At 54.3% G+C, this 18,248-nt stretch carries 15 protein-coding genes and 1 pseudogene; 9 read left to right on the top strand and 7 right to left on the bottom strand.

Features of this window, described 5'->3' with window-relative positions; all coding sequences use genetic code 11:
• Positions 1-7: 7 nt before the first annotated feature.
• Positions 8-973, top strand: coding sequence for an FAD:protein FMN transferase (locus tag ACMGEE_RS04280; protein ID WP_436829724.1), 966 nt, complete (start codon positions 8-10; stop codon positions 971-973).
• On the opposite strand, the gene dcuR is transcribed toward ACMGEE_RS04280, so the two are convergent.
• The 4 genes from dcuR to ACMGEE_RS04260 form a co-directional block, all read right to left on the bottom strand.
• A complete protein-coding gene (dcuR, locus tag ACMGEE_RS04275; protein ID WP_253454520.1) occupies positions 954-1,667 on the bottom strand; it encodes a two-component system response regulator DcuR in 714 nt (237 codons plus the stop codon). The genes ACMGEE_RS04280 and dcuR overlap by 20 nt on opposite strands.
• Positions 1,664-3,256 (bottom strand): sensor histidine kinase, encoded by a 1,593-nt coding sequence (locus ACMGEE_RS04270; RefSeq protein ID WP_436829723.1) that lies wholly within the window; start codon positions 3,254-3,256, stop codon positions 1,664-1,666. The genes dcuR and ACMGEE_RS04270 overlap by 4 nt, the downstream gene beginning before the upstream one ends.
• Before the next feature lie 99 nt (positions 3,257-3,355).
• The gene (locus tag ACMGEE_RS04265; RefSeq protein ID WP_253454518.1) at positions 3,356-4,321 is read right to left on the bottom strand and encodes a LysR family transcriptional regulator; all 966 of its coding nucleotides are present in this window, start codon (positions 4,319-4,321) and stop codon (positions 3,356-3,358) included.
• Positions 4,322-4,546: 225 nt separating this feature from the next.
• On the bottom strand, positions 4,547-5,641 hold the full coding sequence (locus ACMGEE_RS04260; RefSeq protein WP_253454516.1) for a mechanosensitive ion channel family protein: 1,095 nt from the start codon (positions 5,639-5,641) through the stop codon (positions 4,547-4,549).
• A gap of 478 nt (positions 5,642-6,119) precedes the next feature.
• On the opposite strand from ACMGEE_RS04260, the gene ACMGEE_RS04255 reads away from it, so the two are divergent.
• A complete protein-coding gene (locus tag ACMGEE_RS04255; RefSeq protein ID WP_370733931.1) occupies positions 6,120-7,142 on the top strand; it encodes an isopenicillin N synthase family dioxygenase in 1,023 nt (340 codons plus the stop codon).
• A gap of 239 nt (positions 7,143-7,381) precedes the next feature.
• On the opposite strand, the gene ACMGEE_RS04250 is transcribed toward ACMGEE_RS04255, so the two are convergent.
• Both ACMGEE_RS04250 and ACMGEE_RS04245 read right to left on the bottom strand, forming a co-directional pair.
• A complete protein-coding gene (locus ACMGEE_RS04250; protein WP_436829722.1) occupies positions 7,382-7,747 on the bottom strand; it encodes a DUF6404 family protein in 366 nt (121 codons plus the stop codon).
• A 132-nt stretch (positions 7,748-7,879) separates the two neighbouring features.
• Positions 7,880-8,476, bottom strand: coding sequence for a hypothetical protein (locus ACMGEE_RS04245; protein ID WP_436829721.1), 597 nt, complete (start codon positions 8,474-8,476; stop codon positions 7,880-7,882).
• A gap of 544 nt (positions 8,477-9,020) precedes the next feature.
• On the opposite strand from ACMGEE_RS04245, the gene ACMGEE_RS04240 reads away from it, so the two are divergent.
• Positions 9,021-9,422 carry an H-NS family histone-like protein gene (locus tag ACMGEE_RS04240; RefSeq protein ID WP_253454512.1) on the top strand — a complete coding sequence of 134 codons (402 nt, stop codon included), beginning with the start codon at positions 9,021-9,023 and terminating at the stop codon, positions 9,420-9,422.
• 213 nt (positions 9,423-9,635) lie between these two features.
• On the opposite strand, the gene ACMGEE_RS04235 is transcribed toward ACMGEE_RS04240, so the two are convergent.
• The gene (locus ACMGEE_RS04235; protein WP_253454511.1) at positions 9,636-10,310 is read right to left on the bottom strand and encodes a GntR family transcriptional regulator; all 675 of its coding nucleotides are present in this window, start codon (positions 10,308-10,310) and stop codon (positions 9,636-9,638) included.
• A gap of 112 nt (positions 10,311-10,422) precedes the next feature.
• Here ACMGEE_RS04235 and ACMGEE_RS04230 point away from each other — a divergent pair, with 112 nt between their 5' ends.
• The 6 genes and pseudogenes from ACMGEE_RS04230 to ACMGEE_RS04205 all read left to right on the top strand — a co-directional run bounded on the left by ACMGEE_RS04230 (position 10,423) and on the right by ACMGEE_RS04205 (position 18,245).
• Entirely contained in the window at positions 10,423-11,103 is a 681-nt protein-coding gene (locus tag ACMGEE_RS04230) for a DUF2848 domain-containing protein (protein WP_301251759.1), read from the top strand.
• Positions 11,104-11,114: 11 nt separating this feature from the next.
• The gene (locus ACMGEE_RS04225; protein WP_436829720.1) at positions 11,115-12,458 is read left to right on the top strand and encodes an amidase; all 1,344 of its coding nucleotides are present in this window, start codon (positions 11,115-11,117) and stop codon (positions 12,456-12,458) included.
• A gap of 2 nt (positions 12,459-12,460) precedes the next feature.
• Positions 12,461-13,096, top strand: a complete 636-nt coding sequence (locus ACMGEE_RS04220) for a hypothetical protein (RefSeq protein ID WP_436829719.1) — start codon at positions 12,461-12,463, stop codon at positions 13,094-13,096.
• Complete coding sequence (locus ACMGEE_RS04215; RefSeq protein ID WP_253454507.1) at positions 13,089-14,399, top strand: MFS transporter; 1,311 nt, start codon at positions 13,089-13,091, stop codon at positions 14,397-14,399. The genes ACMGEE_RS04220 and ACMGEE_RS04215 overlap by 8 nt, the downstream gene beginning before the upstream one ends.
• 738 nt (positions 14,400-15,137) lie before the next feature.
• A pseudogene (locus tag ACMGEE_RS04210) lies at positions 15,138-15,413 on the top strand (Arm DNA-binding domain-containing protein); the annotation flags it as partial.
• A gap of 522 nt (positions 15,414-15,935) precedes the next feature.
• Positions 15,936-18,245, top strand: coding sequence for a TerB N-terminal domain-containing protein (locus tag ACMGEE_RS04205; protein WP_436829718.1), 2,310 nt, complete (start codon positions 15,936-15,938; stop codon positions 18,243-18,245).
• Positions 18,246-18,248 lie beyond the last annotated feature (3 nt).

The raw sequence follows: 18,248 nt of genomic DNA, 5'->3' as shown, positions 1-18,248 counted from the left end.
AGCCACGATGCCAGCTGACGCGCGACTTTACGCTTACTCTGCGGTGCTGATGGGCTCGCCCATCCTGCTGAAGCTGGCGGAGCACGACGAAAAGCTAGCGGGCGACGTGTTCCGCCTGATCCGCCAGCAGGAAAATCTGTTTACCGTGAATCGTGCCGGTTCGCAGCTGATGGCGGTGAACGCGGCGGCGGGCAGCCATCCCGTTGCGGTCAGCGCGCCGGTGTTTGCGCTGATCAAACGCGCCAGGGAAGTGAGCCTGCTGGCCGGAAGCTGTTTCAACTTCGCTATCGGGCCGCTGGTCAAGCGCTGGAAAATCGGTTTTCAGGGCGACAGCGTGCCGCCCGCGCACGAGCTACAGGCGCTGCTGGCATTAACCGATCCCGCCCGCGTGCAGCTGGACGAGCAGCAGCAGACGGTGTTTCTGCCGCAGCCCGGCATGGAGATCGATCTGGGCGCGATAGCCAAAGGCTATATCGCCGACGTGGTCAGGGATTTTCTGCATCAGCGCGGCTGCTTCTGCGGGCTGATCAATCTTGGCGGCAATCTGCAAACGCTTGATGCACCCGCAGGCGAAACGGCATGGGCGATAGGCGTGCAGCTGCCTTTTGGCGAGCAGGGCGCGCTGATCGGCAGCGTCGCCGTCAGCAATAAATCGGTGGTGACGTCGGGCGTGTATGAGCGCTACTTCGAGCTGAACGGCCGCCGCTATCACCATATCCTCAATCCGCAAACCGGTTATCCGCTGGACAACGAGCTGCTCGGCGTAACGGTCATTTCTGACCGTTCGCTCGACGGCGATATTTTTACCACGCTGCTGTATGGCTTGGGCGTAGAACAGAGCCTTGTTTTCCTGAAGGATTATCCGCAGATCGAGGCCATTTTCGTAACGCGAGAGCAGCAGGTGGTGCTGGCAACCCAACAGCCTTTCCGGCTGCTGGACGAGCGCTGGCGGGTTATTGACAGTACTGTTTAAGCAGCTCGCTGTATTCGGCCTGTAGCCGATAGCGGTAGACCGGCCTGCCGGTTGCGCCATAGTGGATGCTGGTAAAGAGTATATGGCACTGCGCCAGCCAGATCAGGTATTTGCGGCAGGAGACGCGGGAGATGTTGACCGCTGCGGCCAGCTCGTCGGTAGAGAACTCTTCCGCCGGATGCGCGTCAATCCACTGGCAGAGCGTGCGCAGCGTCTGCGGCGTCAGGCCTTTCGGCAGGCGTTTGCCTTCGGCTGGCGCATCCCTGTCGCCGTGGAGCAGCCGATCCACATCGGCCTGCTGATACCAGGGCTGGCTGTCCATCAGCGTCTTGCGGCGACGCCAGCCGGTCAGCGCCTCTTCAAAACGCGAGAACTGGAAAGGCTTGATCAGATAGTCCACCACGCCGTAGTGCAGCGATTGCCTGACGGTATCGGCATCGGCGGCGGAAGAGATCACAATTACATCCACCGCCTGCTTCGCCTGGCGCAGCGCGGGCAGCAGATCCAGCCCGCTCTCCTGCTGCAAATAGATATCCAGCAGGATCAAATCAATGCCGCCATGCAGCGCCATCTCCTTTGCCTGTTGCAGGGTCGAGGCTATGCCCACGCAGTGAAATCCTTCCAGCTGGCCGATATAGCAGCGGTTCAACTCGGCGACCATGGCGTCATCATCGACGACTAACACGTTAATCATGCGCTTTTGTTTCCTCTATCCCAGGGCAGTTGGACTAAAAATTGCGTATAAACGCCGGGTTCGGACTCTACAATAATTTTTCCGCCAAGGCTTTCGGTTTGTTGTTTGACGAGGAACAAGCCCACGCCCCGATCGTCTCCTTTGCTGGAAACGCCTTTCTCAAAGATAGCATCTGGTTCCGGGATGCCCGGCCCGTCATCGCTGACCTCGCAGGCCAGCCAGCCGTTCTGATAGTGCAGCAGCACGCTGATTTCGCCGCCGGGCTGGCCGTCTGCGGCCTCCAGCGCGTTCTCAATCAGGTTGCCCAGAATGGTGATCAGCGCGGCGGACTGCGTTTCGCTGCCGCAGTCCGGCAGCAGGCTGTCCTCGCTGACGATCAGCCGGTGGCCGCGATCGGTCGCGCGTTCGATCTTGCTTAACAGAAAGCCCGCAATCACCGGCGATTTAATTTTCATCAGCAGCGAGCCAATCTCTGTCTGATAGCCGTTGGCGGTTTTCAGGATATAGCTTTCCAGCTGCTGGTAGTTTTTCATATGCAGCAGGCCGAGGATCACATGCAGCTTGTTCATAAATTCATGCGAGCGCTCGCGCAGCGCGTCAACATAGTTGACCAGGCCGTCCAGCCGCTGCACCAGCTGGCTGACCTCGGTTTTATCCCTGAAGGTACAGACCGCGCCGATAATCATGCCCTTGCTGCGCACCGGCATGGTATTGCTGAGCAGCACGCGCCCCTTGAAATGCAGCTCTCTGTCGCGCTGCGGCACGCCGCTTTGCACCACTTCGCGCAGGTTGGCGATGAGCGGGCCGGGCGCTTCGTCCTGCGGATGGCGCGCTTCGGTAAAAAGCTGCTGCGCGGCGCGGTTGATCAGCGTGACCTGTACGCGATCGTCCACCGCAATAACGCCTTCCTTAATCGATTGCAGCATCGCCTGGCGCTGCTCATACAGCATCGAAATCTCGTAAGGCTCCAGACCGGAGAGCACGCGGCGGGAGGCCCGCACCAGGCACCAGGTGCCGATAGCGCCCGCCAGCACGCCGAACAGTGCCGTCCACAGTACCGACCAGCGGGTACGCGCGATCTGCTGCGCGACCTCGCTCAACGAGATACCTACCGCCACCACGCCAATCTGCCGCTGCCGGGCGTCGTAAATCGGCGTAAATACGCGTAGCGCCTGCGCCAGCTGGCCGCGATTGATCGACACGTTTTCCTTACCCGCCAGCGCCGGCTGCAAATCCTCGCCGATGAAAGGGCGGTTGATGGCGGTTTTATCAGGGTGAGAATAGCGGATACCGCGCATATCGGTGACCACGACAAACAGCAAATGGTTGCTTTCCTGTACCGCCTGAGTAAGCGGCTGAATAATGTTGCGATCGGCGGGCAGCAGCAGGCCGCGCTGTACTTCGGCAGAATCGGCCAGGGTACGCGCCACCGCCAGCGCTTTATCCTTAACGCCGGTGCGGGTGATATGGCTTATCTGGAAAAAATAGAACAGATGAACGATCAGCAAAACCACGGCGAGCACCGCGCCGACCATCAGGCTGACGGAGGTGCTGAGCTTCAGCGGACGTTTACGGGACGGGTTACTCATGATCGCTCCATGACTGGCGGGACGAAACGGGCTGGCGAAGGATTACTATAGCGGACGACGCCGGCAGGAAAAAGCGGACGGCCCGTCGCCGGAGCGCCATCAGGCGACAGCGCCTGAGGTCATCTGGCGCGGCGCCCGCCGTGCTTCTGCCGCTATTTCTTCGCGCAGCAGGGCAATCAGTTCGCGCAGGCCCTGCGGCACGCGCCGATGGCCCGGATAGTAGAGGCATAGCGCAGGTTCGACGGGCGACCAGTCGGGCAATACCACGTGCAGAGCGCCGTTCAGCAACGGCTCTTTTACGCGGTCTTCCAGACAGTAAGCGATACCCGTTCCGGCAAGCGCCAGCTCCAGCGCCAGCGTGGTTTCGCTGACGCAAATTTGTCCCGGCACGTCGATCACGCGGTAGTCGTTGCCCTGACGAAACTCCCACTTATAGATCACGCCCTGGCCGGTGCGCATACGGATACAGGAATGCGCGCGAAGATCTTCAGGCTCCAGCAGCGGCGGGCGGTGATAAAGATAGCGCGGCGCAGCGACGGCAACCCATTTCAGATCCGCGCCCAGCTTTACGGCGACTAAGTCTTCCGGCACGGTGCCGCCAAAACGGATACCGGCGTCGAAGCCTTCCGCCACGATATCCACCATGCGATCGTCCACGCAGACTTCCACCTCAACCTCCGGATACTTGCTGAGGAACTTTGGCAGATAGCGGCCCACAATCAGTCGCGCGCCGTCGCTCAGCACATTCAGGCGCAGACGGCCTGCCGGACGATCGCGCAGGCGATTTACCTCATCCAGCGCGTCGCCGATCTCCTGAAAACCGACGTTCAGCCGCCGCGCCAGGCTGGCGCCCGCTTCGGTAGGGGCAACGGTGCGGCTGGTGCGGTTCAGCAGCCGCACGCCCAGCCGCGTTTCCAGATTGCGAATAGCGTGGCTGAGCGCGGAGGTAGTAATGCCCAGCTCTACGGCGGCTTTGGTAAAGCTGCGCAGGCGTTCTACCATGCGAAAAGCGTTCAGATCGGCGAGATCGCTGCGTGACAGCGCGGCTGTGGGTTTAACGGGCATGGGATCGTCCAGGGGATGAGCCAGATTCAATGCTGCAACGCTGGCGGTGCTAAAGGAAACCAAGTTTAATGATATTCGCTAATCAGACGCAACCGGCAACGCCGCTTCTTTAACTGAAAGCGGCGTTACCCATCGCCAGGCTGGTGTCAGGATGCCGCGCGGCCAGCGAGCACGGTTTTTGCCGCGCCTGCTGGCAAAAATAGCCGGCAGTACTGGCTATCTTCCTCAGGCAGGCTGTTCCTCCTGCGGCAGCGAATTTTCAAAGGTCACAAAACGGTGCGGCCCGGCCAGGCCAATACCTGTCTCTTCCAGATACTCTTTGATCCGCAGATTGATCTCCTGCTGAATATCCATGTACTGGTTATAGTCGGAAAACTTCAGGATATGCACCACCTCAAACATAATGCGATCGGACTCGAAAGAGGCCAGGTGCGCGCGGTCAAAGCGGGTTTTATCAATGCGGCCGATCACCTCTTCAATCATGGGGCCAATCTTGCGCAGCTGCTCGGCCGATGTCGCCAGCGGCACGCCAAAGCTGAAGACGATACGGCGCGTCTGCATCCTTTTATAGTTGTGGATGGTTTGCTGCAACAGGATGGCGTTGGCGCAGACAATCTGCTCGCCGCTCAGGCTGCGGATGCGCGTGGTTTTCAGCCCGATATGTTCGATAGTGCCCGCCACGTCGTTAAACACCACAAAGTCGCCGATCTCAAAAGGCTTATCAATACCGATTGAAAGAGAGGCGAAAAGGTCGCTCAGCACCGTCTGTACCGCGAGCGCGATGGCGATACCGCCGACGCCCAGGCTTGCCACCAGCGCGGTAATATTGACGCCCGCATTGGCGAGTATCGACAGGATCATCACCGACCAGACCAGCGCCCGGAACAGCAGCCCAAGAATGATGGTAGTGACAGGATTGCGGTGCGAGTCCGGGCCGAAGTTCGTCAGCGAATAGCGCAGCCAGGACTGCACGGCCTGATCCAGCCACAGCGCGATTTGCAGCGCCAGCACCAGGAACCAGGCGTGCGGGATGGTGCCGCTGACCTGGCCAGGCAACACGATAAACTGCAGGCTGAACAGAAAAGAAGCGATAAAGATCAGCGTGACCCGGGTTCTTTTCAGCACGTCCAGAAAGACGCGGTGCGCCACGCGATTTTCATGATCTTCCGCCCACGAGCCTATCCGTTTTTCCAGCAGAGAGATAACTTTGCGGATCAGGAAGAAAGTCACAGCGGTGATCACCACTACCAGCAGAATGTTACCCCAGAAGGTCACTGACGTAATCAACTTCAAATAGTTTGTATGAAAGATTTCTTTCACACGGCCTCCTTTATTCTGAATGGGTAAGAGAGTAAGTGTAGTAGAAAATTCAAAGGGATAGCTGTTTTTTGATTGCTAATTAAATTTTACTGTTAAAATGAAGCTGTACTTAAATATTTGTGGGGATTTTTTAATCTAACTTGCTGTTATAAAAGGCTGTATCATGTTTTTGTGGTTATTATTTCAGCTTCAGGTGGCTGGGTAATAATAAGCTTTTCCATTGAGTTGCTATAAAAATTAATAATTAATCTGGTGGGCCAGGCTGAGTATTTATTTTCTGGCTGATAGTTATATTCTTATCAGGAAGTTTTAGCCGTTTCTGCTGATGGAGTTGGTCGGGTTTTAACGCAAAGAGCAGGTAATAAACGAGGCAAAATGACTTCTGATATTTGCATATAGATAGCATGAATAGTTCGTAGAGATAGTACAGGCGGAGTGGCAATGTGGAACTAAGCCTCTTTCAGCCAGGATAAAAGTCATGAGCCAACAAAGTCCGTTAACGCTTCCGGTTATCGATTTCGCTCAATTAACCGCATCGGCGCAGCAGCGTTCAGCCTTGCTCGACTCGCTTGCCCGGGCGGCACGTGAAGTCGGGTTTTTCTATCTGATCAATCATGGGATCAACCAGCCGTTGATCGACAGAGTGCAGCAGGTTGCTCGCGCGTTCTTTGCTTTACCGTCGGAAGAAAAGCTCAGGGTCAAAATGGCGAATTCGCCGCATTTTCGCGGCTATAACCTTGCTGGCGTAGAGATAACCCGTAATCAGCCTGACTATCGCGAACAGTTCGATATCGGCGCGGAACGAGAGGCGCTACCCGTCTCGCCAAATATTCCGGCATGGCAAAGAATGCAGGGGCCTAACCAGTGGCCGCAGGCGCTGCCGGAACTGCAACTTGTGCTAACGCGCTGGCAGCAGGAAATGACTGAGGTTGCATTGAAACTGCTGCGCGCTTTCGCCGAGGCGCTGCAACTGCCGCAGGACGCTTTCGACGGCCTTTACGGCGCTTTCCCCAATGAACATATCAAACTGATCCGCTATCCGGGGCGCACCGACAGCGAATCGCGTCAGGGCGTGGGCGCGCATAAGGATTCCGGTTTTTTGACGCTGCTGCTGCAGGATGATAAGCCAGGTCTGGAGGTTGAGGTTCGTCCTGGCGAATGGACAGCGGCGACGCCTTTACCCGGTTCGTTTGTAGTCAATATTGGGGAGCTGCTTGAGCTGGCGACCAACGGCTATCTGCGTGCCACCGTGCACCGAGTAGTATCGCCGCAGACGGAACAGGAGCGTTTATCTGTCGCCTTTTTTCTTGGCGCACAGCTTGACGCCGTGGTGCCGGTATATCAGCTGCCGGAAGCGCTGGCGAACCTGGCGCAGGGGCCAGACAGCGATCCGCAAAATCCGCTGCTGCGGGAGGTCGGCTGGAACTATTTAAAAGGGCGGCTGCGCTCGCATCCCGACGTGGCGCAGCGCTTCTATGCAGACTTCACTGAGCACTGTTAAGAAAGATGCGCTCCACAGGCGCATTGGCCAGCTGCCTTTGATAAGCGCTGCTGCTGCGGTTCGGCATGATGGAACAACATAACAGGGGGGAAAGAAAGCTATAGGGAACCTCAGCGGAAGATGTCCGCATGCCGGAAACGGCATGCGTAAAGACGGCCGCCTGTTAATAGCCTGATGATGCGGCAGTATAAAAGGCCACGAGAAATCGGCTGCCGGATTCAGGCCCGGCAGCCGCGTTTTTATAGCTTTTCCCACGCTGGCAGGTGATTAGCTCGTTTTCGCCATTCCTGGAACGCCGCCATAATCACCCCGAAAAACAGACCGGCTATCAGCGTCGAGGTGGCGGCATAAAGCAGCGTGGCTCCCTGAGATTTCCAGAAAATAACCCACATTACTACCCCCCAGAACGGCGTATAGACGACGGCAAAGCTGAAAAAGTTCGTCCAGAATGTTGAGAAGGGCGGTGGAGGCACATGGATCCCCAACCGCCACAGAAATATATGGCACGGAGGGGCGTAGATGCTGGGCCACATCCCCCTGCCTTCCATAATCGCCATGGCACGATTTTTTCTTTTTTCGAAAACTGAGTCCCCGGTCATTTGCATACCCCCCTCTTGTTTTTCTTTTGTCTAATTATAACGGAAGGGTCAAAAAATATACTTTTTTTAAGATTTTTTAGAAAATTCTGGAAACATCATCGGAACGGGAAAAAAGTAGTTATAATCCAGCAGGTTAATTTATCTCACCAAAGAGGGTGTCTGCGCTTTATGCGTCGGTAAAAATAAATTATTAGCCAGTAAGTTGACCTGGAAGTTGTTATTAATTAATTGGATGATCTTTATTAGGGCACTAAGTATTTGCCTGGCGCTTACCTCCAGCCAGCTTTGTCGATGCATGATCCCGGCGCAGATGACAGCGGGAAGGCAAGGCGCAAACTGTTGCCGATTCGCTTCAAAAGGGTAGAGCACGGTGTCCAGAGTGAAATCGGAAACGACAGTGCCGATAATCTCGCCATCTGCCCGCGCGTTAAGTTCCGTCAGCCGTGCGTTCTGCACAATTTGCAACTGAAGCCATTCTTTAGTGCGCACGTCGCAAAGCATCCTTTGGTTCTCAGGTTCCTTAAGCTGGTCGACTTTTTCCTCATTCATTCCGGCCTGACTGCTTATCAACTGTGAGTATGCTTGTTGCTCGTCAGTGCTGATAAACAGGTTAAGTAACCTCCGCCACAGGCTGCTGTGTAGCCGCTGCTCCGCTATTTGCGCTTTCAGCGTAGCAGTTAGCTGATGACGCGCCTGATACCGCTTGCCTTTCCGGCAAACGTTCTGAGGCTGCATTTTCCGAAACCTCCTTTTAAAGGTTGAAATTGTTAATATAGTTACCAGAGGTTATGCGACAGGACTGCTCAGTGAAATAATGGTCTGGCGGAGAATCTGTCGTACAGGCGATTCAGCTATCTTTTTACAGTTATTTTATAAATTTCCAATATGGTTTTTAGACAGGTGGCTAATAACCACCTTGCTGCTGGTAGCATAAAACATATCAACTGTCTTTGATATTACCGGTAGGGATTTTTATACTACCAGACCCGATTTTGGTTTTTTTAAAAAGGTAACGATATTCGGGACGCCGGAAATTACTTCCACAATCAGTATAAATCAGGCAAGTAGTTTTGAAAGTGAATACATTTTTCGGATAAATGTCGATTCCGGCAGGATCCATAAGTTATATCCTTTTTTCAGGACATTAATTGCATATAATTCCCGCAGACTCGTCTGATTATCGCCCATCAACTTAAATCACAACGCAATAAATGGTACCCTTGCCGCTGACGGCGAACGATCGCCGTTTTATTAATCAGTAGATTTAAGGAAATGATGTATGAGTTTTACCCTGAGCAGCCTGAAAAATATCCGTTCGCTACGTGCACAGGCGCGCAATATGGCTACAGAGGATCTTGAAGAGATACTATCAAAGCTGAAAATTATCGTGAATGAACGTCGTGAAGCCGCCAGCGCGCAGGCAGCCGAAGCCCGCGAAAAAGCGGAAAAGCTGGCAATGTACCGTGAACTGATGCTTGAAGACGGCATTTTACCGACAGAACTGGTCAATAATTTGCCGCCCGTCGCCCGTGCAAAAAAGAAGCGCGCGCCTCGTCCCGCAAAATATAAGTACCTCGACGGCAATAATGAAGTCAGATACTGGACCGGGCAGGGCCGCACGCCGACACCTGTTAAGAATGCCATTGCAAACGGTCAGTCGCTGCACGATTTCCTGATCTAATCGATCGGATATCAGGCCAATAAGGCAGAACGTCAAGGCTGCCTTATTTTGCCTTACGGCTCTTTAAGAGCAATATATCAATTACGCCGTGCAGAGTGGTCTTCTGGCGCTGAAGCGTATCTTCCTTTGATTATAAATCCCGGCCCCGCAAACCGATCGCTGCGCTAAACCACTCAGGCCCGACAGCCCCGGTTGCAGGCTGCGGTCAGCTTTTCAGGTAGAGAGCAGCGCGCGTCTAAAAGAGTCAATATGCGCGCGGGTTGCTGCCGTCACGCGCTGAATATCCCCGGAGGCCAGCGCCGCAATAATTTCATTATGCTCAGCGATAACCTCATCCATATGGCTGACGCTCGACAGCGTTGTCGCCCAGAAGCGCTGCGCCTGCGCGTGAATAACGCTCAGGATATCCGCAAGCCGTCGGTTGCCCGCAATATCCGCCAGCACCTGGTGAAACTCGCGATCCAGTAACATCATTTTCTCTCTGTTGCGCGAGCCGCCGGCAAGCCCGATCTGCTGATTCAGCTCGCGCAGCTGGTTAAGGTGCGCCTTATTTACTTTCTGGCTGGCAAGCTGCGCGCACAGCGTTTCGTTAACCAGCCGCACCTCAATCAATTCCAGCGCATCATCGATCGACAACGGGGCGACCATAACGCCCTTGCGGGGAATGATTTGTAGCAGCCCTTCGGTAGCCAGGCGGTGGATCGCCTGATTGATCGGCGTGCGCCCCATTTCCAGATCGTCCATTACCTGGGCGGTATTAAGATAATCGCCGGGCTTGTAACGCAGCGTGATCAGCCTGTGCCTGAACGCCAGGTAGGCCTGTTCGTTCAGCGACAGATATTTTTTCCGCTCGATCGGGTTCACATTTTCACCAGCTGACTCATTCATGATGCCGTTCCTGTTTAAGCCTTTGCGACATATTACACAAAAAGCTGGCATGAAAATCGCTAGTTTGAAATGCGAGTGAAATTTCACTCTAATTTCAAATGAGGGTTTTGCCATGCACCTACAGTTCATTACCGGCGACGAAGCCGCTGCCAGACTCGATGTCGACGTAACCCGCTTTGTTATTGCGGGCTGGGCAGGGCGCGATCGGGATGCCGTCCTGCACCATATTCGGGAGCTTGAGGCGCTGGGCGTGCCTGCTCCTGGTGCAGTGCCGCTTTTTTACCGCGTTGCCACTAATCAGCTCAGCCAGAACGCCTTGCTGGAAGTCGTGGGCAACGAAACATCCGGCGAAGCCGAACCTTTCGTCTTTTTTCATCGCGGAGAGTGCTGGGTTTCTCTTACCTCCGATCACACCGATCGCTATCTGGAAACCTTCAGCGTGGCGCTTTCCAAGCAGGCCTGCATCAAACCGGTGGCAAGCGGCGCGTGGCGTATGCGCGAAGTGGCGGAGCACTGGGATGCGCTGGAGCTGACTTCCTGGATAAAAGAGCAGGGCGAATGGGTGGTTTATCAACAAGGTTCGCTGTCGTCGCTGCTGACTCCACAGGCGCTGCTTACGCGCTATCTGGAGGGCGAAACGGCCGCTGACGGCCTGGCCATGTCCTGCGGCACGCTGAGCACTATCGGCGGCATCCGTCCGGCCAGCGAGTTTCGGATGGCACTGCACGATCCGGTGCTGGGCCGCACGCTGGAGCACGCTTACCGCACCGGCGCACTGCCGGTCGTCGCATAAGGAGCGCGGCTATGACGACACTCTGGCAGGCAAGTCAGCAGCTACAGGCGGGGAACGTTCAGCCTGAAACTTTCACGCAGGCGGCATTGGCTGCCGCACGCGATCCTGAAAAAGAAGGCGCGCGCGTTTTCATCACTCGTTATGAGGCGCAGGCCACGCAGCAGGCTATTGAGGCGGGAGAACGCTGGCAAGCCCGGCAATCACGTAGCCCGATCGATGGGCTTCCCATCAGCATTAAGGATCTGTTCGATGTAAAAGGCGAGGCGACGACGGCGGGTTCACGCCTGTTAAGCGATGCGCCGGTCGCCACGGCGAACGCGAGCGTGGTAGAGAAGCTCAATCGGGCTGGCGCCGCGATAGTCGGTAAGACCAATATGACCGAGTTCGCCTTCTCCGGGCTGGGCATCAATCCGCACTACGGCACGCCTGCCAACCCGTGGCGGCGCGAGGAGAAACGTATTCCCGGCGGCTCCTCTTCCGGCGCGGCGGTGGCCGTAGCGGATGGGCTGTGTCTGGGCGCTATCGGTACCGATACCGGCGGTTCCGTACGTATTCCGGCCGCGCTCTGCGGCCTGACCGGCTTTAAACCTGGCGCCAGCCGAATCGATCAGGCGGGCACGTTGCCGCTTGCGCCTTCGCTGGACAGCATTGGCGTTATTGCGCATGACGTTCGCAGCTGCTGGCTGCTTGACAGCATCATTGCCGAAAAGCCTCTTGAGATGCGGGAGTCGGATCTGCGCCACGCCCGCTTTGCCGTACCGCAAACTCGCGTCCTGGACGATCTGGATCGGGATGTAGCGCAGGCGTGGCAGTACGCGCTTGATCTTCTCCGGGAAGCCGGGGCCACGCTGGTGGCCTTGCCACTTACCGAGCTGGATGAGCTGAATACCCTGAACGCGCGCGGCGGTATTACGGCTTATGAAGCCTGGCAGTGGCATCAGCGTACGGCTTTGGCCCGGCCCGAAGCTTACGATCTGCAGGTGCTGATGCGCCTGCAGCGCGGCAGCCAGCTGACTGAACAGGATGCCGCTGAACTTTATCAGCAGCGCGCAGCCTGGCAGCGGCGTATCAACACGGCGCTGGAAGGCTTCGACGCGCTGCTGATGCCCACCGTGCCGAAGATTGCGCCGACTATCGCTTCGCTGGACGAGCCGCAGCGTTATATGGAGATCAACGCCCTGATGCTGCGTAACACCAGCGTTATCAACATGCTGGATGGCTGCGCCATTTCCTTACCCTGTCACCCGGCCGGTCATGCGCCGGTTGGCCTCAGTCTTGCTGCCGTTCATGGCGACGATGCCCGCTTAATCAGCTGGGCTGTTGCCGTGGAAACTGCCCTTACCCGGAGATCCTGAAGATGAAGCAACCTCACGGCATGCTGTTTGTCGCCACCAATATTGGCGCGGATGACGAAGCGGATTTTAATCAGTGGTATGACCATGAACACGTTGAGGAGCGCGTGGCCATCAGCGGCTTTTTAAGCGGCACGCGCTACCAGGCGATTAACGCCGAACGTAAATACCTGGGCCTGTACGAAACCGAATCGCTGGAGGCTTTTACCAGCGTTGACTATCACGCGGCGTTTACGCGTCAGACCGAGTGGTCGGTGAAAAATCTGCAAAAAATGGTCAACCCGATGCGCCGGGTCAGTACCGTTACCCATACCCACGGTAAAGGCACCGGCAGCCAGCTGGCGGTGGTCACGCTTGCGCAAGTGGTCGACAGCGCGGCGCTGAGCGCCTGGCAGCAGCAAATCGGCCAGACGCCGGGCTATATCTCTTCCAGCCTGCTGACGCCCGATGCGGATCTGAGCACGCCGCTGCCGATGGAAGGGAAAGAGAACCGCCAGATGCTGCCGATGCTACTTATCAGCTGTAGCGATGCGCCATGCTGCGATCGGCTGGCTTCCGTTGCGGCAGAACTGCTGACGGGCGAGGTGCAGCGCTATGCCCTTAGCTGGACACTAACCCGACAGGAGATGACTCATGGCTGATACGCACTCCACGCTGCATCAGGCGGTACGCCCGAAGCGAAGCAAATCAAAAACGGGTCGCCTGGCGGCGGCCAGCTCGATTGGCACGGCTCTGGAATGGTATGACTTTACCGTTTACAACATCATGGCCGCGCTGGTGTTTAACCACGTGTTCTTCCCCAGCTTCGATCCGCTGGTCGGAACGATCCTGGCGTTCTCTACCTATGCGGTCGGCTATATTTCCCGGCCGCTGGGCGGCTTTGTCTTCGGCCACCTTGGCGACGTCGCCGGTCGTAAGGCGGTGCTGATTATTACGCTGGTGATTATGGGCGTCACGACCGCCCTGATGGGCCTGCTGCCGGGCTATGCCGTTTGGGGGATCTGGAGCCCGATCCTGCTGGTGGCGCTGCGCTTTGTGCAGGGCATCGCACTGGGCGGCGAATGGGCCGGCGCGGTACTGCTGTCGATGGAACATGGCGATGCCGACAAGCGCGGCCGCAACGCTTCGTTTGCTCAGGTGGGGCCTTCCTGCGGAACGCTGATCGGTACTGGTTTTATCACCCTGGTGACGGTAGCCATGAGCGCCGGACAGTTTCAGGCATGGGGCTGGCGCATTCCTTTTCTGCTGAGCCTGCTGCTGGTGATGTTTGGCCTGTGGCTGCGCCGTGGCGTGGAGGAGACGCCAACCTTTGTGGCGATGCAGGCGGCGGAGAAAACCACGCATACGCCGCTGAAAGAGGTTTTTCTTAACTACCCTAAACAGCTGCTGATTGCCGGTGGCGCACGTATCGGATCGGATGTGCTGTACGCGCTGGTGGTGGTGTTCACGCTGACCTATGTGACTACCGTCCTGCATATGCCGCGCCCGCTGGCGCTGCTGGCGACGATGCTGGGCGCCATTGGCAATGCCGTTACTGTGCCGATGTTTGGCGCCTTGTCGGATAAGTGGGGAAGGCGCCCGGTTTACATTACCGGCGCGCTGCTGGCCGTTGTCTGGTCGTTCGTGTTTTTTGTGCTGCTCGACAGTACTCAGCCGGTATTAATCGTGCTGGCGGTAATTGGCGGCTTGCTGATCCATGCCATGATGTACGGCCCGCAGGCGGCGTTTGTCACCGAGCAGTTTCCCGGTCACGTGCGTTACGCTGGCTCCTCGCTTGCCTATACGCTTGCCGGAATTGTTGGCGGCGGTTTCGCACCTTTAATTATCACTACGCTGTATAAAGAGATGGGCAGCACGCTGTGGGTGTCGCTGTATGTTTGTCTGGCGCTGGCAATTACGCTGTTTGCCGTGTGGAAGGCGAAAGAAACGGCGCACCATCGCTAACAACAGGTGGCGAAGGAATGCCACAACATATTATTTTCCCTGTTAGGGTTGCGTCCTGCCTGTACTGCACCCGATATCTCTTCGACCGACGAACCGCGCTGGAAAAAAATCAGCCGGGCGGCGGCTTCTTTACTTCTGGCAGGCAGTTATAGCTTATACCGGCTGTTAAACCTGAACGGACGTAATTTATCGGTAGTGATTGTAAGAGCGAGGACCAAGGATACATCTATCTGTAATATATTATTAAAAATAATAATGCCTGTCAGGAAGCGATAAAAACAATGAAGAAAAGCTCACTGTTATCCTCAGTTAAGGCCAGCGGGAGAAAGTTCCTGCTTCATAAATAAAAAGCCATCTACTATGCCGATGGCTTTTTATATAAAATTTACTTTTCTCTGCGGCTGACAGGTATCAGCGGTAGATTAGACGTTGAACCGTGATTTTAATTGTATCTTATTGATATTCATGATTTATTTAAAAATATATATTTAGCGTACTCATTATTGTACTCATTTTGGAGTTGGCTTGCTTTCGTAATGCGAAGGTCGTAGGTTCGACTCCTATTATCGCACCAATCAAGCATCTCTCAAAGTCTACTCCAGTTCACTGAAACCCCTTATAATCAGCATCCTCCAGCTCTCGCTTGTATTCTGACGTCTACTGACACACCCCAAAATCTACATGCATATGGGGGTACATTTAGGGTATGTGCTGTTCGGTCTTATGGAGATACCCCCAGTGAAACTTAACGCCCGTCAGGTTGATACCGCAAAGCCAAAAGATGAACCTTACAAACTCTCTGATGGTGGGGGACTTTACCTTTTGATTAACCCTAATGGAAAACGCTATTGGCGGTTTAAGTACCGTGTTGCTGGCAAGGAGAAGTTGCTTGCTCTTGGGGTTTATCCCGACGTGACTTTGGCTGAAGCTCGTAGTAAACGTGAAGAGACTAAAAGGGGCATTGTTGTTGGGATTGCCCCCAATGTAGCGAAGAGAGAAGAGAAACTAGCCCGATGCCCTCATTGCCGAATCAGCCTACCGAGAATTTTTGCAGAGAGATCCGACGCTGCTAACCAATCAGAGACAAAAGGAACAGGAGGTAATCCGTGCTCAAGAAGTTGAACGTCACCAGCGTAGGAATTTTATACAGAAACGCGCTGTGTGGTTTGTTCGTGTCACTAGAGCATGAAATGCATTCTGCACGGTTCGCCATCGGTGAGCTCATTTCCCGTTAGCAGAGTCAGTTCTGACAGCAAATAGATAAGGGTAATTGCCGCCAGTTCTGCATCCATGTAACAGCTACACGTATGTTTATGCAGAACCAATTCAACTTCATTCTGATGCGAATGACCCACAAGCATTCGCATGCCTTCAAAATTTCTGCTTGAAAAGCATGCTTAATCAATAAATTAATTTTGATTGCATTTTGGTTTGAACCCTTGTGATTTAGACGTATTATTTTGAGATTAATCCACTTGCCCAACCTTCACTGCTGCTTGTAAGTGTGCGTGAGGAATAGTTTTAAGGTTATATATCATGGAGTTATTGAAGATTCTGGCGGCGATTTTAGTCATTTACTTGTTGTTTTTTAGAAAGAAAAAACGTAAATCTCCAAAGTCTTATGCTTCAAGCCCCGTGAAAGCACCGCCAAAAGAATGGCTCGCTGACATCAAGAAAAAAGAGGCGGTTGTGCGAAACGATGATAGTGAAGACGATAACCTTGCAACTTTTACATTGAGCGGTGGCCGGGGTGTTGAACTTCGGGTGACAACCAATCATTACCGGAATACCTCAAAGTCAGCAGGTGCACTAGCTCGATGGGTACTTCCGGGTGAGATGATAACTGTAGCTGGTGTAGCAATTAGCGGTGGCCACATTTACGTGGGGCAACGTATGAAGCCCTCCGGTCAGGAATCCGGCGGCTATTATGACGATGGAAGTGAGGCATCATTAATTGATGACACATGTAAGATAAAACCCACTTCTTATCTTTACGAGGACGGTTCATTAGGGTACTGGCCCAGTTTTTCCTCTCTTTCCCCAGAAGCACGCGGTGCGTATGTCAGTTGGCTCGCCAGCGATAGGTCTGATCCATCGTGTCCTATTGGCTATGTTTTTATCTACCTCTACGGCCTGGAAAGAAAAGCGCTCGTAGATTCCACTGACCCAAAATTCCCTGATGCTGAGTTCCGTAATCTGTTCAATGAAGTCGCTCGGTTAAGATCGGTTTTCATTGAAAACCGCTCATTCCGTGGATATTCGGCCCAATTACTCGAAGCCATGTCTATTCTGCGCCCGAACATGGGCTTAGCCACTGAGCTCGATAGCGATTCAGGTTTCAGCAACAGCATGCAATTTAAGCTGGCTCTGGCCAAAACTGTACATGAAGGGGTTCCTGTATCAGCTGAACTGGCGTTGAACTGGGTAATAAACCATACCGAGTATTCGCTGCGTACCCCGGCTCGCCGCTGTGCTAAAGAGTTTGCTGCGCTTTTCAAACGGCGTTACACCCTCAAATATGGTGAAGGGATGGTCGTTAAGGCGAATAAAACGCGCTTACGTTTAGATTACACACCTGCAAGTCCTAGTTTACGAGGCGTCCGACTTCCAGTTCCCGACCTGCCTGATCCAATTGCATTGAAGGGACCTGTCCAGAAAATTATTACTATTGCCGACATATGTACGGATGAACTTGATGCTTACAGTCGCTACCTTGGTAGGAGAGGTACGTCAGTAAATGATACTGCTGCAATTATGTTGCTGCCTTCAGAGATCGTTAATGAAAGCGCAGAAAAAATATTAAGCTCATTCAAACATTGGGCTGATGAAGCGATCCTCAATAAGGGTGGCTTCGCCTCGGTTGCTGACTATTGGTCACATATGAATTCCAACTGTCCGGCGAAGATCAATAAAAAAGAGGCCGACTTGATGCAGGCCTTTGCACAGAAGATGGGCTACAGTCTGGCACCTGACCCGTATTATCACCATGTTAAGGCGGATGTAGATGGGACACTTGTGCTATTCCCTGCCGCCGAAGGTGGACGCTTCTCACCTTCTCCTGAATTTATCTCAGCTGTAATGACGCTTAGATTAGGGGCGATGGTCGCCTTGATTGACGATTCTCTTGATCAAGCTGAACAGAAAGTGCTTGAGAATGCCATCAACAACAATACTGGCTTCACCGATGATGAAAAACGCTCTCTACATGCGTATTTAAAGTGGCAACTTCATACCCCAGCCAATATGACAGGAATGAAAAGCAGGATTGAGTTGATGGGGGCCGCGGAAAAAGCTGCTGTGGGTAAAGTTATCGTTAGTGTTGCCTGTTCGGATGGGACAATAGCGCCTGCCGAAATCAAACAGCTTGAGAAGATTTATTCAAGTTTGGGATTGGATCCCTCATCTGTCTCGAGCAATATCCATCAGCATTCCGCAACTGAACATGATCTCGTCTCGTCTGTACCAACTGATCAGCCAGCAGCAGGGTTCACACTGGATGCTAATGTACTTGCCCGCCACGAATCTGCCACGGATGATGTTCGTAAATTGCTGAACACAATTTTCACCGAAGAAGAACCGGAAGAGCCAGAAAGCGCTCCCGCCTCATTAACGGAGGCAGGGGGGCTTGACTCCGCACATAGCCAGCTTTATCGCAGTTTGCTGGAGAAAGAACAGTGGTCCCGAAAAGAGGCGACAGAATTGTGCGGAAATTTGAATTTGATGCTCGGCGGTGCGCTTGAGGTGATCAATGACTGGTCCTATGCGGTGGTTGATGCTCCAGTACTGGACGATGCCGATGATGATATCTGGGTTGACCTGGAAATTGCCAAAGAATTAGAGGGATAGTGA

The sequence above is a fragment of the Erwinia artemisiae genome, from assembly GCF_051400835.1.
In the GTDB taxonomy this organism is placed as follows: domain Bacteria; phylum Pseudomonadota; class Gammaproteobacteria; order Enterobacterales; family Enterobacteriaceae; genus Erwinia; species Erwinia aeris.
The sequence above is the reverse complement of the archived record's forward strand: the minus strand, read 5'-3'. Positions and strand labels throughout refer to the sequence as shown.